The 20,936-nt window shown below is 71.6% G+C and carries 25 protein-coding genes; 13 read left to right on the top strand and 12 right to left on the bottom strand.

The window, feature by feature from the left end:
* Positions 1-15: 15 nt before the first annotated feature.
* The 5 genes from J3P41_RS16140 to J3P41_RS16120 are packed head-to-tail and all read left to right on the top strand — an operon-like array spanning position 16 to position 3,263.
* Positions 16-507, top strand: coding sequence for a phosphoribosyltransferase (locus J3P41_RS16140; RefSeq protein ID WP_210651416.1), 492 nt, complete (start codon positions 16-18; stop codon positions 505-507).
* Positions 508-548: 41 nt separating this feature from the next.
* Positions 549-1,403 carry a PPK2 family polyphosphate kinase gene (locus J3P41_RS16135; RefSeq protein ID WP_210651415.1) on the top strand — a complete coding sequence of 285 codons (855 nt, stop codon included), beginning with the start codon at positions 549-551 and terminating at the stop codon, positions 1,401-1,403.
* Positions 1,400-2,164 carry a HipA family kinase gene (locus J3P41_RS16130; protein ID WP_210651414.1) on the top strand — a complete coding sequence of 255 codons (765 nt, stop codon included), beginning with the start codon at positions 1,400-1,402 and terminating at the stop codon, positions 2,162-2,164. Before J3P41_RS16135 ends, J3P41_RS16130 begins: the two co-directional genes overlap by 4 nt.
* On the top strand, positions 2,161-2,550 hold the full coding sequence (locus tag J3P41_RS16125) for a DUF3037 domain-containing protein (RefSeq protein WP_210651412.1): 390 nt from the start codon (positions 2,161-2,163) through the stop codon (positions 2,548-2,550). Before J3P41_RS16130 ends, J3P41_RS16125 begins: the two co-directional genes overlap by 4 nt.
* A 17-nt stretch (positions 2,551-2,567) precedes the next feature.
* Positions 2,568-3,263 (top strand): DNA alkylation repair protein, encoded by a 696-nt coding sequence (locus J3P41_RS16120; protein WP_307862035.1) that lies wholly within the window; start codon positions 2,568-2,570, stop codon positions 3,261-3,263.
* A gap of 45 nt (positions 3,264-3,308) precedes the next feature.
* Here J3P41_RS16120 and J3P41_RS16115 read toward each other — a convergent pair whose 3' ends face one another.
* From J3P41_RS16115 to J3P41_RS16100, 4 genes are all read right to left on the bottom strand, one after another.
* The gene (locus J3P41_RS16115) at positions 3,309-4,052 is read right to left on the bottom strand and encodes a sirohydrochlorin chelatase (RefSeq protein WP_210651410.1); all 744 of its coding nucleotides are present in this window, start codon (positions 4,050-4,052) and stop codon (positions 3,309-3,311) included.
* A gap of 94 nt (positions 4,053-4,146) precedes the next feature.
* Positions 4,147-4,890: a phosphoadenylyl-sulfate reductase gene (locus J3P41_RS16110; RefSeq protein ID WP_210651409.1), complete on the bottom strand. Its 744-nt coding sequence runs from the start codon at positions 4,888-4,890 to the stop codon at positions 4,147-4,149.
* Complete coding sequence (locus J3P41_RS16105; protein WP_210651408.1) at positions 4,887-5,042, bottom strand: hypothetical protein; 156 nt, start codon at positions 5,040-5,042, stop codon at positions 4,887-4,889. The genes J3P41_RS16110 and J3P41_RS16105 overlap by 4 nt, the downstream gene beginning before the upstream one ends.
* A complete protein-coding gene (locus J3P41_RS16100) occupies positions 5,039-6,757 on the bottom strand; it encodes a nitrite/sulfite reductase (RefSeq protein WP_210651407.1) in 1,719 nt (572 codons plus the stop codon). Before J3P41_RS16100 ends, J3P41_RS16105 begins: the two co-directional genes overlap by 4 nt.
* A 354-nt stretch (positions 6,758-7,111) precedes the next feature.
* On the opposite strand from J3P41_RS16100, the gene J3P41_RS16095 reads away from it, so the two are divergent.
* Positions 7,112-8,548 (top strand): glycine hydroxymethyltransferase, encoded by a 1,437-nt coding sequence (locus J3P41_RS16095; RefSeq protein ID WP_210651406.1) that lies wholly within the window; start codon positions 7,112-7,114, stop codon positions 8,546-8,548.
* Here J3P41_RS16095 and J3P41_RS16090 read toward each other — a convergent pair.
* From J3P41_RS16090 to glgA, 3 genes are all read right to left on the bottom strand, one after another.
* Complete coding sequence (locus tag J3P41_RS16090) at positions 8,541-8,840, bottom strand: hypothetical protein (protein ID WP_210651404.1); 300 nt, start codon at positions 8,838-8,840, stop codon at positions 8,541-8,543. The genes J3P41_RS16095 and J3P41_RS16090 overlap by 8 nt on opposite strands.
* Positions 8,841-8,894: 54 nt before the next feature.
* Complete coding sequence (locus J3P41_RS16085; RefSeq protein ID WP_210651402.1) at positions 8,895-9,773, bottom strand: DUF559 domain-containing protein; 879 nt, start codon at positions 9,771-9,773, stop codon at positions 8,895-8,897.
* A gap of 136 nt (positions 9,774-9,909) precedes the next feature.
* Positions 9,910-11,097 carry a glycogen synthase gene (glgA, locus tag J3P41_RS16080; protein WP_210651400.1) on the bottom strand — a complete coding sequence of 396 codons (1,188 nt, stop codon included), beginning with the start codon at positions 11,095-11,097 and terminating at the stop codon, positions 9,910-9,912.
* A gap of 61 nt (positions 11,098-11,158) precedes the next feature.
* Here glgA and glgC point away from each other — a divergent pair, with 61 nt between their 5' ends.
* Positions 11,159-12,412, top strand: coding sequence for a glucose-1-phosphate adenylyltransferase (gene glgC / locus J3P41_RS16075; RefSeq protein ID WP_210651398.1), 1,254 nt, complete (start codon positions 11,159-11,161; stop codon positions 12,410-12,412).
* A gap of 2 nt (positions 12,413-12,414) precedes the next feature.
* Here glgC and J3P41_RS16070 read toward each other — a convergent pair whose 3' ends face one another.
* From J3P41_RS16070 to J3P41_RS16050, 5 genes are read right to left on the bottom strand one after another with little or no spacing between them, the layout of a single operon-like run.
* Positions 12,415-13,641, bottom strand: coding sequence for an RNA polymerase sigma factor (locus tag J3P41_RS16070; RefSeq protein WP_210651396.1), 1,227 nt, complete (start codon positions 13,639-13,641; stop codon positions 12,415-12,417).
* Positions 13,642-13,654: 13 nt separating this feature from the next.
* On the bottom strand, positions 13,655-14,011 hold the full coding sequence (locus J3P41_RS16065) for a YciI family protein (protein ID WP_210651394.1): 357 nt from the start codon (positions 14,009-14,011) through the stop codon (positions 13,655-13,657).
* 21 nt (positions 14,012-14,032) lie between these two features.
* Positions 14,033-14,392: a YciI family protein gene (locus J3P41_RS16060; RefSeq protein ID WP_210651392.1), complete on the bottom strand. Its 360-nt coding sequence runs from the start codon at positions 14,390-14,392 to the stop codon at positions 14,033-14,035.
* Positions 14,389-14,745, bottom strand: coding sequence for a YciI family protein (locus tag J3P41_RS16055; protein ID WP_210651390.1), 357 nt, complete (start codon positions 14,743-14,745; stop codon positions 14,389-14,391). Before J3P41_RS16055 ends, J3P41_RS16060 begins: the two co-directional genes overlap by 4 nt.
* A 10-nt stretch (positions 14,746-14,755) precedes the next feature.
* On the bottom strand, positions 14,756-15,106 hold the full coding sequence (locus J3P41_RS16050; RefSeq protein WP_210651389.1) for a YciI family protein: 351 nt from the start codon (positions 15,104-15,106) through the stop codon (positions 14,756-14,758).
* Between the two features lie 133 nt (positions 15,107-15,239).
* Between J3P41_RS16050 and pgm the strand changes: the two genes are divergently transcribed.
* From pgm to J3P41_RS16020, 6 genes are all read left to right on the top strand, one after another.
* The gene (gene pgm, locus J3P41_RS16045; protein WP_210651383.1) at positions 15,240-16,886 is read left to right on the top strand and encodes a phosphoglucomutase (alpha-D-glucose-1,6-bisphosphate-dependent); all 1,647 of its coding nucleotides are present in this window, start codon (positions 15,240-15,242) and stop codon (positions 16,884-16,886) included.
* 76 nt (positions 16,887-16,962) lie between these two features.
* Positions 16,963-17,928, top strand: coding sequence for a YihY/virulence factor BrkB family protein (locus J3P41_RS16040; RefSeq protein WP_210651381.1), 966 nt, complete (start codon positions 16,963-16,965; stop codon positions 17,926-17,928).
* 2 nt (positions 17,929-17,930) lie between these two features.
* Positions 17,931-19,016, top strand: coding sequence for an NAD-binding protein (locus tag J3P41_RS16035; RefSeq protein WP_307862034.1), 1,086 nt, complete (start codon positions 17,931-17,933; stop codon positions 19,014-19,016).
* Positions 19,017-19,024: 8 nt separating this feature from the next.
* On the top strand, positions 19,025-19,648 hold the full coding sequence (locus tag J3P41_RS16030; RefSeq protein WP_210651380.1) for a hypothetical protein: 624 nt from the start codon (positions 19,025-19,027) through the stop codon (positions 19,646-19,648).
* Between the two features lie 8 nt (positions 19,649-19,656).
* Entirely contained in the window at positions 19,657-19,881 is a 225-nt protein-coding gene (locus J3P41_RS16025) for a hypothetical protein (RefSeq protein WP_210651378.1), read from the top strand.
* 85 nt (positions 19,882-19,966) lie between these two features.
* Positions 19,967-20,914, top strand: coding sequence for an aminoglycoside phosphotransferase family protein (locus J3P41_RS16020; protein ID WP_210651376.1), 948 nt, complete (start codon positions 19,967-19,969; stop codon positions 20,912-20,914).
* Positions 20,915-20,936 lie beyond the last annotated feature (22 nt).

The following is a 20,936-nucleotide window of genomic DNA, read 5'->3' as shown; positions in this document are numbered from 1 at the left end:
GGTGGGATGGGCCACGTGAGCAACGAGCGCGAGGTCCTCACCTACGACCTGTTCGGCACGGCCACGCGAGAGCTGGCCCAGAAGGTCGCGGACTCCGGTTACCGCCCCGACATCATCCTGGCCATCGCCCGCGGCGGTCTCGCGCTCGGCATGGGCCTGGGCTACGCCCTGGCCGTCAAGAACATCTCGGTCGTCAACGTCGAGTTCTACACCGGGGTGGACCAGCGGCTCGACGTGCCGATCATGCTGCCGCCCACCCCGGCCGCCGTGGACCTGTCGGGTCTCCGGGTGCTGATCACCGACGACGTGGCCGACACCGGACGGACCCTCGAGCTGGTGCACCAGTTCTGCGGCGGGCACGTCGCCGAGGCGCGCACGGTGGTGATCTACGAGAAGCCGCAGTCGGTGATCAAGCCCGACTACGCCTGGCGGCTGACCGAGCGGTGGATCGACTTCCCGTGGTCGGTGCTCCCGCCCGTCGTGGACGCGGACGCCCTGGCGCACTGAGCGCCGTCCGGCCGCCGGCTCACGTGGGCCAGAATGACGCCATGACGACCTCCGCGATCGCCGACGCCCTGCGCCTGAAGGGAGGTCCGGTCGACCTGACCGCCATCGACACCGATGCGGCGCCGGGATTCGACGGCTCCAAGGCCGACGGCAAGGCGGCTCTCGCCGCGATGGAGCCCGAGCTGTCGGACCTGCAGGAACGGCTCTGGGCCGAGCGCACCGCGGGCTCGCCGCGGCGGGTGCTGCTGGTGCTGCAGGGCATGGACACCAGCGGCAAGGGCGGGGTGCTGCGGCACACGATCGGGCTCGTCGACCCGCAGGGCGTGCGGATCACCAGCTTCAAGGCGCCGACCGAGCAGGAGCGCGCGCACGACTTCCTCTGGCGCATCGAGAAGGGCCTGCCCGAGCCCGGTTTCATCGGCGTCTTCGACCGCTCGCACTACGAGGACGTGCTGATCGCGCGGGTGCACGGCCTCGCCGACCCGACGGAGATCGAGCGCCGCTACGGCGCGATCAACGACTTCGAGGCCCGCCTGGTCGACGACGGGTTCTCCATCATCAAGTGCATGCTCCACGTCAGCGCCGAGGAGCAGAGGGCGCGACTGGCCGAGCGGCTCGCCAACCCCGAGAAGCACTGGAAGTACAACCCCGGCGACCTCGAGGAGCGCTCCCACTGGCGGACCTACCGGCAGGCCTACGAGGTCGCGCTCGAGCGCACGCACACCGACGCCGCCCCCTGGCACGTCGTCCCGGCCGACAAGAAGTGGTATCGCAACCTGGCAGTCGGCCACCTCCTCCTCGACACCCTCCGCGGTCTGGACCTGCACTGGCCCGCCGCCGAGTTCGACGTCGAGCGCGAGAAGCGGCGCTTGGCCGAGGAGGGTCCGGTCCGATGATCCACACCGTGACCGTCACGCGCTACGTGACGCCCCTGCGCGAGGGCGGCAGCCTGCCGGGCGTCGTCGAGGGCGACGACCTCGGCACCTACGTCTGCAAGTTCCGCGGCGCCGGACAGGGCGCCAAGGTGCTCGTCGCCGAGGTCGTGGTGAGCGCCCTCGCGACCCGGCTCGGCCTGCGCACCCCGCGGTTGGTGCTGCTCGACCTCGACCCCGAGCTGGCCCGCTACGAGGCCGACGAGGAGGTGCAGGACCTGCTCAACGCCAGCGCCGGGCCCAACCTCGGCATCGACTTCCTACCCGGTGCGTTCGGCGTGGACGGTCAGGTCGACACGGCCGACGACGAGGGGGCGCGGGTGCTGTGGCTCGACGCGTTCACCGCCAACGTCGACCGCTCCTGGCGCAACCCCAACCTGCTGGTCTGGCACGGCGACCTGTGGGTGATCGACCACGGCGCCTCGCTCTACTTCCATCACGGCTGGCGCTCCGGCGTCACCGACCCGGCACGCTTCGCCGCGCAGGCCTGGGACGTGACCGGGCACGTCTTCGAGACGTGCGCAGGCCGGGCTCGTGCCCTCGACGAGGAGATCTCCGCCAGCCTGGACCGGGACGTGTTCGTCGAGATGCTCGCCGAGGTGCCCGACGTCTGGCTCGAGCCGGTCCCTGGCGCCGAGACCCCGGACGCGCTGCGGGCGGCGTACGTCGACTTCCTCGTTGCGCGCCTCGGCACGCGGCAGTGGCTGCCGGAGGCGGCACGATGACGGCACCGACGCGGTCGGCGTACCAGTACGTGGTGCTGCGCTGCGTGCCGCGCCCGGACCGCGAGGAGTTCCTCAACGTCGGCGTCGTGCTGCACTGCCAGAGCGCCGACTACCTCGACGTGCGGTGGGCGGTCGACCCCGACCGGCTGCGGGCGCTCGACCCGCGCGTCGACGTCGACCAGGTCTGCGACGCGCTCACCTTCGTGGACCGGGTCTGCCGCGGCGACGAACGTGCGGGGGAGGCGGCGCGGCAGTCCCTGGGTCAGCGCTTCGGCTTCCTCAAGGCGCCGCGCAGCACCGTCCTGCAGCCCGGCCCGGTGCACGGGGGCGTCACCGAAGACCCCGCCCGCCAGCTCGAGCACCTGCGCGAGCGCCTGGTCGGCTGACGGACGGAGTGCCGGCGGTGACGTACGCGGGCGCGGTCCGGGCGGCGCTGGCCGAAGCCGGCGACCCGGCGCGGGCGGCGCAGCAGCAGGCGTACATGAAGTCCGCGCTGCCATTCGTCGGCCTCGGCGCGCCTGCCCTCAGGGCACTGCTCCGCCCGCTGCTGGTCGAGCACCGCTTCGACGACCGCGGCTCGTGGCAGGCGGCGGTCCTCGAGCTCTGGGAGGACGCGACGCACCGCGAGGAGTGGTACGCCGCGATCGCGCTCGTGCGGCACCGGGCCTACCGGCAGTGGCTCGACCCCGAGCTGCTGCCGCTGCTCGAGCAGCTCGTCCGGTCCGGAGCCTGGTGGGACGTCGTCGACGAGATCGCCGCCCACCCGGTCGGCGCGGTGCTGAGCGCCCACCGGGCGGAGACGACGCCGGTGCTCGACGCCTGGGCGGTCGACGGCGAGAGCCTGTGGGTGCGACGTACGGCGATGCTGGCGCAGCTGCGCCACGGCGAGCGCACCGACACCGACCTGCTCGAGCGGGTGCTGGTCGCCAACCTCGACGACACGGCGTACGGCAGGGAGTTCTTCGTCCGCAAGGCGCTGGGCTGGGCGCTGCGCCAGCACGCGCGGACGGACCCGGCCTGGGTCAGGGCCTTCGTCGCGACCCACGCCGACCGGTTGAGCGGACTGTCCCGGCGCGAGGCGCTCAAGCACCTCGGGTGACGCCGGCCGTCCGGGCGTGGGCCCGCACGGCCGGCGGCCGCCCGATCAGACCGGGACGAGCTCGACGGCGCCGACGGCGTAGCGGGCCAGGATCGCGCGGGCCACGGCCGGGTGCGCGCCCAGCGGGTCGGAGACTGCCACCGCGCCCGCCTCGATCGCCAGCTCACCCGCCCGGTCGGGCAGCCGGCCCGGCGCCAGGAAGAACGACGCGACCGCGATGTGGCGCCTGCCCTCGGCGCGGAACGCGCGGACGGCCTCGCCGGTGGCCGGCGGGGCCGCGGAGGCGAAGGCGGCCGTGACGGGCAGCTTGTGGCGCGCGCCCCAGGTGCGGGCGATGCGGGCCACCGACTGGTTGGCGAGCGGGTCGGACGAGCCGGCCGCGGCCAGCACGAGGGCGTCCAGCTCGCGCACGCGGGCGGCGCGCAGCGCGTCGCGCAGGCGCAGGTCGAGGACCTCCAGGAACGCCGTCTCCATGCCGAGGATGCGACTGGCCTGGATGCGGACGCCGTCGTGGCGCGCCATGGCCGAGGCGATCGCCTCGGGCACGTCGACCTTGGCGTGGTAGGCCTCGGTGAGCAGCAGGGGCACGACGACGATCTCGTCGTGGCCGGCCTTGACGAGCCGGTCGACGACCGTGTCGAACGTCGGCTTGGCGAGGTCGAGGAAGGCCGTCTCGATGCGGAGGTCGGGACGCATGGCCTTGACCTCGGCGACGAGCGCCTTGATCGTCGCGGCCGAACGCGGGTCCCGGCTTCCGTGGGCCAGGGCAACCAGGGCAGGAGCAGCCATCAGGAGTGCCTTTCGATCGTGCGTAGTGGTGCGGTGGTGCTGCGGGGGTGCTGCGGTGCGACGACGCTGTCGCGGGGGTACGTCGTGGGCGGGCTCATGCGTGGATCCCGCACTCGGTCTTCGCGGTGCCCGCCCAGCGGCCGCTGCGCGGGTCGTCGCCCGGGGCGACGCGGCGGGTGCACGGCCAGCAGCCGATGCTGGGATAGCCGTCGTGGACGAGCGGGTTGACCAGGACGCCGTTGTCCTCGATGTAGCGCTCGACCTGCTCGTCGCTCCAGCGGGCCAGCGGCGACACCTTGACCTTGCCCTTGCGCGCGTCCCAGCCGACGACCGGCGCGATGACCCGGTTGTGGGTCTCGGCGCGGCGCAGGCCGGTCGCCCAGGCGTCGTACTGCGACAGGGCGTCGTTGAGCGGCGCGACCTTGCGCAGCGCACAGCACAGGTCGGGGTCGGTGCGGTAGAGGTCAGCGCCGTGGGTCGCGTCCTGCTCGGCCACGGTCTGCGCGGGAGTGATGGTGCGCAGCGTGACGGGCAGGGTCGCCTCGACGGCGTCGCGGGTGCCGATGGTCTCGACGAAGTGGTAGCCGGTGTCGAGGAACACCACGTCGATGCCCGGCGCGACCCGGGAGGCCAGGTGCGCGAGCACGGCGTCGCCCATCGAGGAGGTGATCGCGAAACGGTCGCCGAACGTGGCGACCGCCCACTCGATGATGACCTCGGCGGGGGCCAGCTCGAGCTCGGCGCCGACGTGGGAGACCAGCTCGCGCAGCTCCTCCGGCGTACGCCCCTCGGTGTGGGTGCCCTTGAAGTCGCGGGCGGCCTGGGTGGACAGGCTCATGCGTCACCTCCGCCGGGCCGGATCATCCCGGTCATCTGCACGGTGAACGCCCGCAGGCACGAGCGGCACTCCCAGGCACCTGCGCCCTCCCGGGGGAACAGGTTCTCGTCCCCGCAGTAGGGGCAGTGGTAGGGGACCGCGCGCTCGCTCATGCGAGGACCGGCTCCGGCTCGCCGCGCAGCAGCCTCTCGTCGGCGCGGGCCACCCAGGCGGCGAAGCGCTCGCCCTCGGTGCGGTCCGCGAGGTACGCCGAGACCACCGCGGTCACGTAGTCGTCGAGGCCCGCGCTGGTGACCTTGTGGGCGCGCAGCTTGCGGCCCATCACCGGGTTCAGTCCGAGGGCGCCGCCCAGGTGGACCTGGAAGCCCTCGACCTGCCGCCCGTCGGCGTCCATCACGAGCTGGCCCTTGAGGCCGACGTCGGCGACCTGGGTCCGCGCGCAGGCGTTGGGGCAGCCGTTGACGTTCACCGAGATCTGGGTGTCGAGGTCGGGGAAGCGCTTCTCCAGCTCGGTGACCAGGCGGCGAGCGCGCTCCTTGGTGTCGACGATGGCGAGCTTGCAGAACTCGATGCCGGTGCACGCCATGGTGGACCGGCGCCAGTTGCTGGGCCGCGCGGTGAGGCCGATCTTCTCGAGGTCGTCGGCGAACGCCGCGGTGTCCTCGGCGGCGACGCCGATCACCACGAGCTTCTGGTAGGCCGTGAGCCGGACGCCGCGCGCGCCGTACGCCTCGACGAGGTCGCCGAGCGCGGACAGCGTGGTGCCGTCGATGCGGCCCACGACTGGGGCGGCGCCGACGTAGAACCGGCCGTCCTTCTGCTCGTGGATGCCGATGTGGTCGCCGGCGGTGACGGGCGGCTCGGGGGAGGGGTTGTCCACGAGGGCGCGGTGGAGGTACTCGTTCTCCAGCACCTCGCGGAACTTCTCCTTGCCCCAGTCGGCGAGCAGGAACTTCAGGCGCGCCTTGGAGCGCAGCCGGCGGTAGCCGTAGTCGCGGAAGATGCCGGCGACGCCCTCCCAGGCGTCGGCCACCTCGTCGAGCGGGATCCACACGCCGAGCTTGTGGGCCAGCATCGGGTTGGTCGACAGGCCGCCGCCGACCCACAGGTCGAAGCCGGGACCGTGCTCGGGGTGGACGGTGCCGACGAAGGCCACGTCGTTGACCTCCGGCGCCACGTCGTGGCTCGGGTGCCCGGTCAGCGCGGTCTTGAACTTGCGCGGCAGGTTGGAGAAGGCGGGGTTGCCCAGCGCGCGTCGCTTGATCTCGGCGAGCGCTTCGCTGCCGTCGATGATCTCGTCCTTGGCGATCCCGGCGACGGGGGAGCCGAGGAAGGGTCGGGGGCTGTCGCCGCACGCCTCGAGCGTGCTGAGGCCGACGGCCTCGAGCCGCTCCCAGATCGCGGGCACGCTCTCGATCTCGACCCAGTGGTACTGGATGTTGTTGCGGTCGGTGATGTCCGCGGTGTTGCGGGCGTACGCCGTCGACACCTCGCCCAGCGCCCGCAGCGCGGGGCCGTCGAGGATCTGGCCGTCGGTGCGCACGCGCATCATGAAGTAGCGGTCGTCGAGCTCCTCCTCCTCGAGTTGCGCGGTCTTGCCGCCGTCGAAGCCGGGAGCGCGCTGGGTGTAGAGGCCCATCCAGCGGAAGCGACCGCGCAGGTCGGCCGGGTCGATCGAGTCGAAGCCGCGCCGCGAGTACGTGTAGAGGATGCGGTCCCGCACGTTGAGCGGGTCGTCGTCCTTCTTGGACTGCTCGTTCTTGTTGAGCGGCTCGGTGTAGCCGAGCGCCCACTGACCCTCCGCGCGCTTGGGACGCGGGATCTCGGTGTTCTGGGCGGGCTGGGGCTTGTACCGGAGGTCAGGCATGGTCAGGACTGTCCTGTTCGCTGAGGGTGCCGCGCGCGTCGTTGAGCGCGGGAGACGTGACTGAGGGGCGGCGTCAGCGATGCCAACAGGTCGCGCTGCCCACGCGCATGAGGTCGACGTGACGTCGGACCACAAGGTGTGCGTGGGTGGAGGCGGTGACCATGTCAAGAAGTCTCAGGGAATGGACATGGGTTCCACAAGACGAAATCTCAGCCGTTGAGACCGGTCGCCACATGGTGAGACGGCGGCTCGCCGTCGGGCGGGGGAGCCGCGGCCGGTGCGGTCCAGGTCACATCGGCGGCGCACCGGCCGCCCCGTTCAGGCCGGCGGTGCGCGCCCTCTAGGCTGACCCACATGACGGACTCCCTCATCAGCAGTGCGTACTCCCAGGCCCTCGAGGTCATCGCATCGGTCGAGCCGAGGGTGGCGGAGGCGACCCGTCAGGAGCTCGCCGACCAGCGGAGCTCGCTCAAGCTGATCGCCTCGGAGAACTACGCCTCGCCGGCCGTGCTGCTGACCATGGGCACCTGGTTCAGCGACAAGTACGCCGAGGGCACCGTCGGTCACCGCTTCTACGCGGGCTGCCAGAACGTCGACACCGTGGAGTCCCTGGCTGCCGAGCACGCCCGTGAGCTCTTCGGCGCGCCCTACGCCTACGTCCAGCCGCACTCCGGCATCGACGCCAACCTCGTCGCGTTCTGGTCGATCCTCGCCAACCGGGTCGAGTCGCCCTACCTGGCGAAGATGCAGGCCAAGAACGTCAACGAGCTCACCGAGGCCGACTGGGAGGCGCTGCGCCACGAGTTCGGCAACCAGCGGCTGCTCGGCATGTCGCTGGACGCCGGCGGCCACCTCACCCACGGCTTCCGCCCCAACATCAGCGGCAAGATGTTCCACCAGCAGCAGTACGGCACCGACCCGGAGTCCGGCCTGCTCGACTACGACGCCGTGGCCGCCAAGGCGCGCGAGTTCAAGCCGCTGGTGCTGGTGGCCGGCTACTCCGCCTACCCCCGCCGCGTGAACTTCGCGAAGATGCGCGAGATCGCCGACGAGGTGGGCGCCGTGCTGATGGTCGACATGGCGCACTTCGCCGGGCTGGTCGCGGGCAAGGTCTTCACCGGCGAGGAGGACCCGGTCCCCTACGCGCACATCACCACCACGACGACCCACAAGTCGCTGCGCGGCCCCCGCGGCGGCATGGTGCTCGCGCAGGAGGAGTTCGCCGCCGACGTGGACCGCGGCTGCCCGATGGTGCTCGGTGGACCGCTGTCGCACGTCATGGCTGCCAAGGCCGTCGCCTTCGCCGAGGCCCGCACCACCGAGTTCCAGGGCTACGCGCAGCGCATCGCCGACAACGCCAAGTCCCTCGCCGAAGGCTTCCTCACTCGCGGCGCCACGCTCGTGACCGGCGGCACCGACAACCACCTCGTGCTGCTCGACGTGTCGTCGTTCGGCCTGACCGGCCGTCAGGCCGAGTCGGCGCTGCTCGACGCCGGCGTCGTCACCAACCGCAACTCGGTGCCGGCCGACCCCAACGGCGCCTGGTACACCTCCGGCATCCGGCTCGGCACGCCCGCCCTCACCACCCGGGGCTTCGGCCACGACGAGTTCGACACGGTGGCCGAGCTGATCGTCGACGTGCTCAGCAACACCGAGGCCGGGACCACCAAGGCCGGCGGCCCCAGCAAGGCGTCGTACGTGCTGGGCGACGGGGTTGCCGACCGGGTGAAGTCCCGCTCCGCCGAGCTGCTCGACAAGCACCCGCTGTACCCCGGGCTGGTCCTCAGCTGACGTGCCAGACCGTGCGACCGGTCGGGAACCTCGTCCACGCCAGGTCGACGTTGAGCTGCCAGTTGCGCCAGCCCAGGTAGACCCAGAACGCGAAGTGGGCGATCCCCAGCAGGATGCCGCCGAGAGCGGCGACCCACGATCCGAGCGGCCAGAGCACGAACGCGCTCACGCCCTCGGCGACGATCGTGTTGACCGCGATGATGAACAGGCCGGGGCTGGCCGCGACGTGGCTGAAGCTGCGCGCGGGTCCCATCGTGTGGTTCTGGGCGATGCCGACCTCGTCAGGTGGCACCCCTACCGAAACACGACGAACGGACCCAACGTGCGGTGACGCCTGCCTCGACGCTCAGCCGCAGGCGTCGAGTCCTCGTTCGGTCCGTACGACGGTCGCGCTGAGCACCGCGCGCACCCACCGCTGGTCGTGCATGACGTCCTCCCAGGCGAAGCGGAGCACCTGCCAGCCGTTCGCCACCAGGAGGTCGTAGCGTCGGGCGTCGCGACGCAGGGCGGCCCGGTCGCCGTGCCACTCGAAGGAGTCGGCCTCCAGCACGAGGCGGAGACGACGGTCCACGAGGTCCGAGCGAGCCACCAGACCCAGGTCGCCACGGACGGTCACCTGAGGCTCGACGTCCAGCCCGGGCAGGTCGACGGCGATCGCCCGCAGGACCGACTCGAACGGGTTGGCCGCCCGACCGTCAGCGACCTCGGCGACCCGGCGCAGACGTGCGGAGCCAGGACCTCGCGCCGTCCATGCGAGGTCCAGCAGCGCCTGACGTGGGAAGCCTTCGCGCAGGGCCGAGTCGGCGATGGACAGCGCCTCGTCGAACGGCAGGCGGCGCCCGCACATCTCGAGCGTCTTCGCCTCGCTGGTGCACAGTCCCTCCGTGTGGTCGTCGCGCAGGTCGACCCAGCTCAACTCCGCGAGGGCGCGGGTCGCTGCGTCGACACGACGATCCTTCGGCACGGCGATCTGCGGCCGCTCGGGCACCAGCTTCACCTTCCAACCGTGCGCCAGGGCGGCCGAGACCAGGCACACGTGCCCGGACACCTTGAGGGCCAGCTCAGTGGCGACGTGCACAGACGGGACGGCGTACCGTCCGCGGCAGACCCGCACGAGCTGCCCAGACCGGAGGGCGTCGTCGAGCGCGCGCCTCGACGTGACGTTGACCAGCATCCGGCGTGAGGCCACTCCGCCCAGGACCAGCATCAGCTCTGCGATCTCCATGCTGGGAGCCTCGGTCAGCAGACGGTGTCCCGCTCGCGCTGTCCACAGGACCGGCGCACGGACCGAACGCAGGTCTGAACGGCGGACCTGTGTGCGCACGCTCAGCCGCAACCGTTCGGTTCGTCCGTCCGCGCGTCTACGCGAGCGAGCGGTACAGCTCCAGGGTGCGAGCGGCGATCGATCCCCAGCTGAACGACTCCTCCGCGCGCCGCCGGCCGGCCTCGCCGTAGGCGCGGGCGCGGTCGGAGTCGCTGACCGCGTCGGTCAGGGCCGCGGCGAGGTCGGCGACGTAGCGCTCGGGGTCGAGGGGAGTGCCGGTGCCGTCGGTGGCCTGCTCGATCGGCACCAGCCAGCCGGTCTCGCCGTGCACGACCACCTCGGGGATGCCGCCGGTCGCCGTGGCGACCACCGCGGTCTCGCACGCCATCGCCTCGAGGTTGACGATCCCGAGCGGCTCGTAGATCGACGGGCAGGCGAACACGGTGGCCGCGGTCAGCAGCGCCACCACGTCGTGGCGGGGCAGCATCTCGGCGATCCACACGACCCCCGAGCGGGTAGCGGCCAGGTCGTCGACGAGCCCGCGCACCTCGGCCTCGATCTCCGGCGTGTCCGGCGCGCCCGCGCAGAGCACGAGCTGCACGTCGGGCGGCAGCGCGGCGGCGGCGCGCAGGAACAGCGGAAGGCCCTTCTGCCGGGTGATGCGCCCGACGAAGATGACGCTCGGCCGGTCGGGGTCGACACCCAGCTGCCGGACGCGGTCGGGATCGGCGAGCGGCGCCCACTGCGTGGTGTCGATGCCGTTGTGCACGACGTGGACTCGGTCGGGGTCGACCGAGGGATAGCTGCGGAGCACGTCCTCGCGCATCGCGGCGCTCACCGCGACGATGCCCGCCGCACCCTCGTACGCCGTGCGCTCGGCCCAGCTCGACAGCGCGTAGCCGCCGCCGAGCTGCTCGGCCTTCCACGGGCGCATCGGCTCCAGCGAGTGGGCGCTGACGACGTGCGGGATGCCGTGCATCAGCCCGGCGAGGTGGCCGGCCATGTTGGCGTACCAGGTGTGCGAGTGCACGAGGTCGGCACCGGCGCAGTCGTCGACCATGACCAGGTCGACGCCGAGCGTGCGGATGGCCGGGTTGGCGCCGACGAGCGACTCCGGCTCGGCGTACGCCGTGGTGCCGGCCTCCGCGCGCGGCGCGCCGAAGCACCGCACCCGGGTGTCCACGTCGGGCAGCACACGCAGCGCCCGGACCAGCTCGGCGACGTGCACGCCGGCCCCGCCGTAGACCTCCGGGGGGTACTCCTTGCTGAGGACGTCGATGCGCATGAGCCGAACCTAGCCCCCGCGGGTGGTTCACCGCGCCCTGCCGGGGGGCTAGTTTCTCACCATGTCAGCCACGCCCGGTCGCAAGAAGGTCCTCGCCGTCGTCCTGGCTGGCGGGGAGGGCAAACGGCTGATGCCGCTGACCGCCGACCGGGCCAAGCCGGCGGTGCCGTTCGGCGGGATCTACCGCCTGATCGACTTCGCGCTGTCCAACGTCGTCAACTCCGGCTACCTCAAGGTCGTCGTGCTGACGCAGTACAAGTCGCACAGCCTCGACCGTCACGTCACGACCACGTGGCGGATGTCCAACCTGCTCGGCAACTACGTCACGCCGGTACCGGCCCAGCAGCGGGTCGGCAAGCGCTGGTACCTCGGCAGCGCCGACGCGATCTACCAGTCGCTCAACCTGCTCACCGACGAGCAGCCCGACATCGTGGTGGTCGTCGGCGCCGACCACGTCTACCGGATGGACTTCGCGCAGATGGTCGCCGACCACGTGGAGTCCGGCGCCGGCTGCACCGTCGCGGCGATCCGCCAGCCGATCGGCCTGGCCGACCAGTTCGGCGTGATCGACGTCGATCCCGCGGCTCCGCAGCGGATCCGCGCGTTCCTGGAGAAGCCCACCGATCCCGTCGGCCTCCCCGACGCCCCCGGCGAGGTCCTCGCCAGCATGGGCAACTACGTCTTCGACGCCGACGCGCTGCGTGACGCCGTCACCCGCGACGCCGAGCTCGAGCAGTCCAAGCACGACATGGGCGGCGACATCGTGCCGTGGTTCGTCGACAAGGCGGAGTCGGCGGTCTACGACTACAAGGACAACGAGGTGCCGGGAGCGACCGACCGCGACCGCGGCTACTGGCGCGACGTGGGCACGATGCGCTCCTACTACGCCGCGCACATGGACCTCGTCTCACCGCTCCCGGTCTTCAACCTCTACAACACGGCGTGGCCCATCTACACCAGCTATGGCCCGCACCCGCCGGCCAAGCTCGTCGAGGGCGCGAGCGGCTCCCGGGCCTCGACGCACAACTCGATCCTGTCTCCCGGCGTCGTCGTCAGCGGCGGCACGGTCGAGCGCTCGGTGCTCTCACCCGCGGTCTGGGTCAAGGACGGCGCCGCGGTCTTCGACTCGGTGCTGATGGACGGCGTCCGCATCGGCGAGGGCGCGGTCGTGCGCAACGCGATCCTCGACAAGGGCGTCGTCGTGCCCCCCGGCGTGCAGATCGGCGTGGACCAGGAGGCCGACCGCGCGCGCGGGTTCGTGGTCGACGAGGGGCTCACGGTGCTGGCCAAGCAGCAGCCCGTGCCGGAGGGCTGAGCTCACAGCTCGTCGCGGCGTCCTACGAGGAACGCCCGCTCCACCTCGTTGCGGCACGCCGCGACGGCCTGGTCGTACGCCGCCCGCGCGGCGTCAGTGTCCCCGGCGCGGGCGAGCAGCTCGGCCCGGACCGCCGCGGGTCGGTGGCTGCCGGGGATCTCCAGCCCCTCGAGGGCGTCCAGCCCGGCGGCCGGGCCGCGGTCCTCCGCCACCGCGACGGCCCGGGCCAGACCCGCCGACGGCGACGGCGCCACCTGCAGCAGCAGGTCGTACCACTGCACGATGCGGTCCCACCGGGTGTCCCCGGCGGTCGGTGCGGTGGCGTGCTCGGCGGCGATCCGCGCCTGGACGGCGTACGACGCGGCCAGCGGCGTCATCGGCCGCGCGAGGCACGGGGCGGCGAGCAGCCGGGTGGCCTCCGCGATCTCGTCGTGGTGCCAGCGGGTGCGGTCCTGCTCGGCGAGGAGCACCAGGCGCCCGTCGCGGGTCCGTGCGTCGCGCCGCGAGTGCTGCAGCAGCACCAGGGCGAGCAGGGCGACGAGCGCGGGCTCGTCGGGTCGCAGGGCGAGCACGACGCGCACGAGGCGGATCGCCTCCCCGGACAGCTCGGCGCGCAGCAGGTCGGGACCGGTGCCGGGGGAGTAGCCGGCCGTGAACGCGAGGTAGGCGGTCTGGGCGACCGTGTCGAGCCGGTCGGGCAGCACGGACGCGTCCGGCACCGCGAACGGGATGCCGGCCCCGACGACGCGCTTCTTGGCGCGCGTGATCCGCGCCGCCATGGTCGGCTCGGGCACCAGGAACAGCCGCGCGATGTCGGCCGTCGGCACGCCGAGGACCAGCCGGAGGCTCAGGGCGCTGGCGGCCTCGGGGGCCAGCGCCGGGTGGGCGCACATCAGCACCAGGCGCAGGACGTCGTCCTCGACCAGGCTGCCGCTGTCGGCCATGGTGCGGGTTCCTCGCTGGTGGTGCTCGGCGTCGGTGCGCAGCAGCGGCTCCTTGCGCCGTGCCACATCTTCGGTGCGCAGCCGGTCGACCACGCGCCGGCGCGCGGCCGTGAGCAGCCAGGCGGCCGGATTGGCAGGTGTGCCGTCGACCGGCCAGGTGCGGCTGGCGGCCTCGACCGCGTCCGCGAGGGCGTCCTCGACGAGGTCGAGCCGGCGGAACTGCGACAGGAGCAGGGCCACGAGGCGACCCCACTCCTCCCGCACGACCTCCTCGAGCTGCTGCACGGACCCGGGCGTCTCAGACGGTCACGTCGACGGTGGGGTGGATCTGGATGTCGTACGGCGGCAGCACCTGCAGCAGCTCGACGACCACGTCCAGGTCGGGTGCCTCGAGCAGGTAGAACCCGCCCATGCCCTCGATCACCTCGGCGTAGGGGCCGTCGGTCAGCTCGACCCGGCCGGCGGTCGTTCGCATCACGGTGGCGTCGCGCGGGTCGGACAGCGCCTCGCCGGCCAGCAGCTCGACTCCCTCGCGCGCCCGGCACGCCGCGTCGAACTCCCCGAACTTCGCCATCGCGGCTGCCTGCTCCTCCTCTGTCTGCTCCGGCCACGGCTTCTCCGCGCCATCGCCGATCAGCAGCACCAGGTACCTCATCGTCGTCTCCTCTCTCGTAGGTCAGGTGATCGTGATGGTCGGACGGATCTCGACGGTGTACGCCGCCGGCAGCAGGCCAGCGGCCGTGATCGCGTGGTCGAGGTCAGGCAGCTCGACGTCGTAGTAGCCACCGACCTGCTCGGCGGTCTCGGCGAACGGGCCCTCGGTCACGACGGCGTCGCCGTCCCGCGCCCGGCCGACACGACGGACCGTCGTCGCGTGCTCCGGGTCGGCGAGGGCCGCCGAGCCGTGCTCGGTGCCGTGCTCGCCGACGTACGCGGAGAAGGCTGCGTGTGCGCGGAAGTAGTAGTCGCGCGTCTCCTCGTCGGCGCCCTCCCACTCGGACCTGCCGTAGGCGATGAGGACGACATAGCGCTTCACGATGCCTCCTCGCCGGTGATCTTGCGGTGCACCTCGACCGCGTCGCCCGTGGCGGAGAGGATCTTGCACACGTCCATCAGGTCGTCGAGGTCGTCGGTCCGGACCTCGTAGTAGCCACCCAGCTGCTCGGTCGTCTCGGTCCACGGACCGTCCGTGACGGCGTCGGAGTAGGGAGCGAGCGACTTCGCCTCTGAGGCCCGTGGCAGCTCGGCGCCGCCGATGATCGTGTGCCCGCGCCTCTCCAGCTCCTCGGTGAAGCGGCCGTGCACGTCGTACGTCGCCTTCTTCTCCTCCTCGGGCGTGTCCCACCACGCCTCGGTGTCACCCAGCAGCAGCACGATGTAGTCGGTCATGTCGGTCCTCTCACTCGGCCAGGCGCCGGAACTCGATGTGCTCGCCACGGCCCGCGAACCGCTCGCAGGCGGCTCGCAGGTCGGCCTCGTCGTCGGACTCGACGAGGTAGAAGCCCACGACCTGCTCCACGGTCTCGCTGAACGGACCATCGGTGACCAGCACGCCGCCGTCGCCGTCCGGACGCATCGACGTCGCCCGGTCCGAGGGCTCCAGCGGGCCACCGACGACGAGGGTGTGGCCGCCGGCCCGGAGGTCCTCGTGGAAGGTGCCGTGCGACCGGTGTCCCTTCTCGTGCACCTCGGGTGGCAGGTCGGCCCACTCGTCCTCGGGGGCGGGAAGCAGGATCAGGTAGCGGCTCATCGGGTGGTCGGCTCCTTCGATGTCGCGGCCGCAGGACTGCGGCCTCACCACCATGACGGGTGAAGCCTGCCCGGATCGACAGTGAGGCGCACCCTTTCTCGACGGCGCCGGGCCGACCCACCAAGATGGGTCCATGGCCACCCACGAGAGAGCCGGACAGCCCGCCCGCACCGAGGACCTGGTGGACGTCTCCCACCTGGTCACGGCCTACTTCGACCTCCAGCCCGATCCCGCCGACGTGTCCCAGCAGGTCGCCTTCGGCACCAGCGGCCACCGCGGCAGCTCGCTGACGACGTCGTTCAACGAGGTCCACATCGCCGCGACCACGCAGGCCATCTGCGACTACCGCCGTGAGCAGGGCTACGACGGACCGCTGTTCATGGGGCGCGACACCCACGCGCTCTCCGAGCCGGCCTGGTCGACGGCGCTGGAGGTGCTCGTCGCCAACGACGTGACCGTGCTCGTCGACGAGCGTGACGGCTTCACCCCGACCCCGGCGGTCAGCCACGCCATCCTGCGCGCCAACCAGGGCCGTACGACGGGCGGGGGGCTGGCCGACGGCATCGTGGTCACCCCGTCGCACAACCCGCCCGCCGACGGCGGCTTCAAGTACAACCCGCCGCACGGCGGCCCGGCCGACACCGATGCCACCACCGTCATCGCGGCGCGCGCCAACGAGCTGATCCGCGGCAACATCGAGGGCGTTCGCCGGGTCGCGTTCGCCCGGGCGCGGGCCGCAGCTGGCACCTACGACTTCCTCGGCGCGTACGTCGACGACCTGCCGCAGGTGCTGGACCTGGACGCGGTGCGCGACGCCGGGATCCGCATCGGCGCCGACCCGCTCGGCGGAGCGAGCGTGGCCTACTGGGGCGAGATCGCGGAGCGTCACCGCATCGACCTGTCCGTGGTCAACCCGCTGGTCGACCCGACATGGCGGTTCATGACGCTCGACTGGGACGGCAAGATCCGGATGGACTGCTCCTCGCCGCACGCCATGGCGTCGCTGGTGCGGCGCAAGGACGAGTACGCCATCGCCACCGGCAACGACGCGGACGCCGACCGGCACGGCATCGTCACTCCCGACGCCGGCCTGATGAACCCCAACCACTTCCTCGCCGTCGCCATCGCGCACCTCTTCGGAGGCGCGCGCCCCGGGTGGCCGGAGTCCGCCCGCATCGGCAAGACCCTCGTCTCGAGCTCGATGATCGACCGGGTGGCCGAGTCCATCGGCAAGCCGCTGGTCGAGGTGCCCGTCGGCTTCAAGTGGTTCGTGCCCGGCCTGATGGACGGCTCGTTCGGCTTCGGGGGCGAGGAGTCCGCGGGCGCGTCGTTCCTGCGCCGCGACGGCTCGACCTGGACGACCGACAAGGACGGCATCCTGCTGGCGCTGCTCGCGAGCGAGATCCTCGCCTCGACCGGCCGGACGCCCAGCGAGCACTACGCCGAGCTCGTCGCCCGCCACGGCGACCCTGCGTACGCCCGCATCGACGCCCCTGCCGACCGGGAGCAGAAGGCGCGCCTGGGCGCGCTCTCGCCCGACGCCGTCACGGCCACCGAGCTCGCGGGCGAGCCGATCACCGGCAAGCTGACCGAGGCGCCGGGCAACGGCGCGAAGATCGGCGGGCTCAAGGTCACCACGGAGTCGGCGTGGTTCGCCGCCCGACCCAGCGGGACCGAGGACGTCTACAAGATCTACGCGGAGTCCTTTCGCGGGCCCGACCACCTGGCCCAGGTGCAGGACGAGGCGCGCGAGGTGGTGGGCGCCGCCCTGCAGGGGTGAGGTCGCGAACACCGGCGCGCGGTTGCTCCAGGGCCGCGTCCCTCGTCGGGCGGTGCGCGATCGTTACGGTGGCGCCATGGTCGAGGCGCGCGAGGACACTGTTGCCCCGCGCCGGGCCGGGGCCGTCGTACGCCGCTGGCGCGGGCACCTGTGGCGCATCGTCGTCACGACCGTCGGGTCGTGCCTGCGGCACCGGGTCACCGGTCTCGCCGCCGAGGCCGCGTTCTTCGCGGTGCTCTCGGTGCCGCCGCTCGTGTTCGCCCTGGCGGGAGCGATCGGCTTCGTCAGCGAACGGTTCACCGCGACCCAGATCCAAGACGTCAGCAACGCGGTCCTGGAGGTCTCGCGCCAGGCGCTGACCGACCGCGCCGTCGACCGGATCATCGAGCCGACGATCAACGAGGTGCTGCGCGGAGGTCGCTACGACGTGATCTCGATCGGCTTCGTGCTCGCCCTGTGGTCCGGCTCGCGTGCCCTCAACGTGTTCGTCGACACCATCACGATCATGCACGGCCTCGGTGGCCACCGCGGGATCGTCGCGACGCGCGCGCTGTCCTTCGTGCTCTACGCCCTGGCGATGGTCACCGGTGCCGTCAGCATCCCGCTCGTGGTCGCCGGACCGTCGCTCGTGGACCGGGTGGTGCCCCAGCGGCTCGACTTCCTCAACAGCCTCTACTGGCCGGTCGTGCTGGCGGTGTGCATCTGCTTCCTCGCCACGCTCTACCACGTGTCCGTCCCGGTGCGGACGAGCTGGAGCTTCAACCTGCCCGGCGCCGCCTTCGCGCTCTTCTGCTGGATCGCGGGCTCCTACGTCCTGCGCTGGGTGCTGACGGTGACCGCGGCGGAGTCGCGGTCGATCTACGGTCCACTGGCAGCGCCGATCGCCGTGCTGCTCTGGCTCTACCTGCTGGCCCTGGCCGTACTGATCGGCGCGGCGGTCAACGCGGCCTTCGACACGGTGTTCCCGCAAAAGAGCACGACGCGCGCGCGGCTCGAGCTGGTGCAGCGACTGCGCGAGCGGATCAGCGTGCGAGACTCCTGACCGTGCGCCCCGAGACCGACCACCCCAGCCGGGGGCGGGTGTCCCTGCCCGACCGCGTCAGGTCGCCGTGGTGGGAGCTCGGCCGACGGGTGCTGGCGGCCCTGGCGATCCTGGTCGGGACGGTCCTGCTCGTCTACGTCGACCGCGAGGGCTACCGCGACGGCAACGACCCGACGAACACGCTGACCCTGCTCGACGCGTTCTACTACACGACCGTCACGCTGAGCACGACGGGATACGGCGACATCGCGCCGGTCTCCGAGCAGGCCCGGCTGGTCAACGCGCTGGTCATCACGCCGGCGCGCATCGCCTTCCTGGTCCTGCTGATCGGCACCACCCTGGAGGTCCTCGCCTCGCAGGGACGCGAGATGTTCCGGGTCTCCCGGTGGAGGAAGAAGATGGACGAGCACGTCGTCGTCGTGGGCTACGGCACCAAGGGCCGCAGCGCGATCGAGACGCTCCTCAACAACGGCTACGAGCGCTCCGCGATCGTCGTGGTCGACCCGGGCCTCGTCGCGATGGAGGAGGCGAACCGCGACCAGCTCGTCGGCATCGTCGGGGACGCGACCCGCCGGGGCGTGCTGCGCCAGGCGGGCGTCGAGAAGGCGACGCACGTCATCATCACCACCGACCGCGACGACTCCAACGTGCTGGTGACCCTCACCGTGCGTCAGCTCAACCCCGACGCCTGGATCGTGGCGTCGGTGCGCGAGCACGAGAACGTGCCGCTGATGCGCCAGTCCGGCGCCGACTCCGTCATCACCTCCTCCGACGCCGTCGGGCGGCTCCTGGGCCTGTCGTCCATGTCGCCGATGCTCGGCTCGGTGATGGAGGACCTCATGACGTACGGCGAGGGTCTCGAGGTCGCCGAGCGCGACCTGCTGGTCACCGAGGTCGGCAAGCAGCCACAGTCGCTGCCCGACCAGGTGATCGCGGTCATCCGCGACGAGAAGGTGTACCGCTACTTCGACCCGGTGGTGTCCCTGCTCGCCCGCGGCGACCGGCTGATCGTCGTACGCCCGGCCAAGGAGCTGCCGTGGGCACCACGCCCCGGCACCCACGGCGAGGACCTCGCCGACGAGGACTAGGCCCGGTCGTGATCGCCTCCCACGCCCACCGGTTCGTTTTCGTCAAGACCCGCAAGACCGCCGGCACCAGCCTCGAGATCGCGCTGTCGCGCCACTGCGGGCCCGACGACATCGTCACCCGGATCAGTCCCGCCGACGAGGAGCTCCGCGCGGCCGCCGGGGGAGTCGGGCCGCAGAACGACGACACCGAGCCGAGCTCGTACGCCCACATGGGGGCGCGCCGGGTCATCGAGGTCATCGGTCGCAGGACCTGGGACGCGTACTTCACGTTCGCGGTCGAGCGGAACCCGTTCGACGTGGTCGCCTCCTCCTACCGCTACAGCTCCCGCAAGCCGAGCTTCACCAAGACCTTCGCCGAGTTCGTGCGTACGCCACGTCGGCTCGACAGGCTCGCGCTCAACGAGCGCCTCTACCGCATTGGCGGCCGCGTGGTCGTGGACGAGGTCTACCGCTACGAGGAGCTGCCCGCGGCGGTGGCCGACATCTCGCGCCGGCTCGGCCTCCCGCTGGACCTCCCGCACGCCAAGCAGGGGAGCGGCCCGCACTACCGCGAGCTCTACGGTCCGGGTGATGCCGACATCGTCGCCCAGCGGTTCGCACGGACCATCCGCGAGTTCGGCTACGAGTTCTGATCTGCCACATGAGTACGCCAGAGGGAGCGCGTCGCCTGACGGTCGACGGCGAGGTGTTCGAGGTGCGACCCAGTGAGCACCACCAGGGCTACGACTTCGACTGGATCACCGGCCCGAACTCCGGCTACGGGTTCTCCGGCAACGGACCACACATGGACGACCAGGCATTGGTTGCCCAGATCAGGTCGTTCCTCCAGCAGATCGACCCGGCGACGGGCTACATCGCTGACTGAGAGCGGTCCGAAGCTGTCCTGACCTGCGCTCCTCATGCGGGAAGTCGGATGTCGCGCCGGTTGTCTACTCGATAGCGTCCAGGACATGGAGCGGGCCAGCGCTAGCAGCGGCGTGCAGGTGCCGGACTTGGGTCCGCCGCCTGAGCGCATCACGGTCGATCTGGAGATCGTACGGCACCTCGTCGCGCGCCAGTTCCCGCAGTGGTCGAACCTCACCGTCGAGCCGGTCGATGACCCGGGGTGGGACAACTACACGTTCCGCTTGGGTGACGACCTGTCGGTGCGTATGCCCAGCGCTGCGCAGTATGCGTTGGCCGTGGAGAAGGAGCGACAGTGGCTCCCCCGCCTGGCTCCACGCCTGCCCGTTCCAGTTCCAACCGTGCGCGGTCGGGGTGTGCCTGGCTCGGGCTACCCGTTCCCGTGGTCCATCTACGACTGGCTCGATGGCTCTACGGCGACCACGAGCGGTGTCGCTGACCAGTTGCTTCTCGCCGAGCAACTGGCCGACTTCATTCTGTCATTGCGCGACATCGAAGCGGCGGACGGGCCGCAGCCGGGCATCCACAACTGGTACCGCGGCGCGACCCTTCTCACCTATGACGCGACGGCTCGTAGGGCCTTGGGCGCCCTGACCGATCACATCGACGTCGGCCGCGCCCTCGACGTATGGGCCGCCGCGCTCGCCGCCCCGTGGGACGGTGTCGACGCCTGGTTCCACGGCGACCTGGCAGCGGGCAACCTGCTGCTGCGTGACGGGCAACTCGCGGGAGTCATCGACTTCGGCACTTGCGGCGTCGGCGATCCGTCATGTGACCTTGCGGTCGCCTGGACTCTGCTGGCCGAACCAGGTCGGCAGGTCCTCAAGGACCGGCTCCGAGTCGATGACGCCAGCTGGGCGCGTGGGCGAGGCTGGGCGCTCTGGAAGACGCTCTCCGGACTCGCATCCGCGGTCGCGGACGACGACGCACCCGCGGCGGACCGCCTCATGCACGTGTATCGGGAGATCGAGGAGGACGGCGCTGGCGATGCGTAGCGGCTCCCCCTGCCCAGGTCGG

It is taken from the genome of Nocardioides sp. SYSU D00065, assembly GCF_017916425.1.
Taxonomy (GTDB): Bacteria; Actinomycetota; Actinomycetes; order Propionibacteriales; family Nocardioidaceae; genus Nocardioides.
Note: the sequence above shows the minus strand (reverse complement) of the source record. Positions and strands in the feature narration are given on the sequence as shown.

What these genes read in the sequence shown, in the direction of transcription:
- J3P41_RS16135 (WP_210651415.1), top strand. Translation starts at nt 549, where the DNA reads ATGACGACCTCCGCGATCGCCGACGCCCTGCGCCTGAAGGGAGGTCCG.
- J3P41_RS16130 (WP_210651414.1), top strand. Translation starts at nt 1,400, where the DNA reads ATGATCCACACCGTGACCGTCACGCGCTACGTGACGCCCCTGCGCGAG.
- J3P41_RS16125 (WP_210651412.1), top strand. Translation starts at nt 2,161, where the DNA reads ATGACGGCACCGACGCGGTCGGCGTACCAGTACGTGGTGCTGCGCTGC.
- J3P41_RS16115 (WP_210651410.1), bottom strand. Translation starts at nt 4,052, where the DNA reads ATGGCTGCTCCTGCCCTGGTTGCCCTGGCCCACGGAAGCCGGGACCCG.
- J3P41_RS16110 (WP_210651409.1), bottom strand. Translation starts at nt 4,890, where the DNA reads ATGAGCCTGTCCACCCAGGCCGCCCGCGACTTCAAGGGCACCCACACC.
- J3P41_RS16105 (WP_210651408.1), bottom strand. Translation starts at nt 5,042, where the DNA reads ATGAGCGAGCGCGCGGTCCCCTACCACTGCCCCTACTGCGGGGACGAG.
- J3P41_RS16100 (WP_210651407.1), bottom strand. Translation starts at nt 6,757, where the DNA reads ATGCCTGACCTCCGGTACAAGCCCCAGCCCGCCCAGAACACCGAGATC.
- J3P41_RS16095 (WP_210651406.1), top strand. Translation starts at nt 7,112, where the DNA reads ATGACGGACTCCCTCATCAGCAGTGCGTACTCCCAGGCCCTCGAGGTC.
- J3P41_RS16085 (WP_210651402.1), bottom strand. Translation starts at nt 9,773, where the DNA reads ATGGAGATCGCAGAGCTGATGCTGGTCCTGGGCGGAGTGGCCTCACGC.
- glgA (WP_210651400.1), bottom strand. Translation starts at nt 11,097, where the DNA reads ATGCGCATCGACGTCCTCAGCAAGGAGTACCCCCCGGAGGTCTACGGC.
- glgC (WP_210651398.1), top strand. Translation starts at nt 11,159, where the DNA reads ATGTCAGCCACGCCCGGTCGCAAGAAGGTCCTCGCCGTCGTCCTGGCT.
- J3P41_RS16065 (WP_210651394.1), bottom strand. Translation starts at nt 14,011, where the DNA reads ATGAGGTACCTGGTGCTGCTGATCGGCGATGGCGCGGAGAAGCCGTGG.
- J3P41_RS16055 (WP_210651390.1), bottom strand. Translation starts at nt 14,745, where the DNA reads ATGACCGACTACATCGTGCTGCTGCTGGGTGACACCGAGGCGTGGTGG.
- J3P41_RS16050 (WP_210651389.1), bottom strand. Translation starts at nt 15,106, where the DNA reads ATGAGCCGCTACCTGATCCTGCTTCCCGCCCCCGAGGACGAGTGGGCC.
- pgm (WP_210651383.1), top strand. Translation starts at nt 15,240, where the DNA reads ATGGCCACCCACGAGAGAGCCGGACAGCCCGCCCGCACCGAGGACCTG.
- J3P41_RS16040 (WP_210651381.1), top strand. Translation starts at nt 16,963, where the DNA reads ATGGTCGAGGCGCGCGAGGACACTGTTGCCCCGCGCCGGGCCGGGGCC.
- J3P41_RS16025 (WP_210651378.1), top strand. Translation starts at nt 19,657, where the DNA reads ATGAGTACGCCAGAGGGAGCGCGTCGCCTGACGGTCGACGGCGAGGTG.
- J3P41_RS16020 (WP_210651376.1), top strand. Translation starts at nt 19,967, where the DNA reads ATGGAGCGGGCCAGCGCTAGCAGCGGCGTGCAGGTGCCGGACTTGGGT.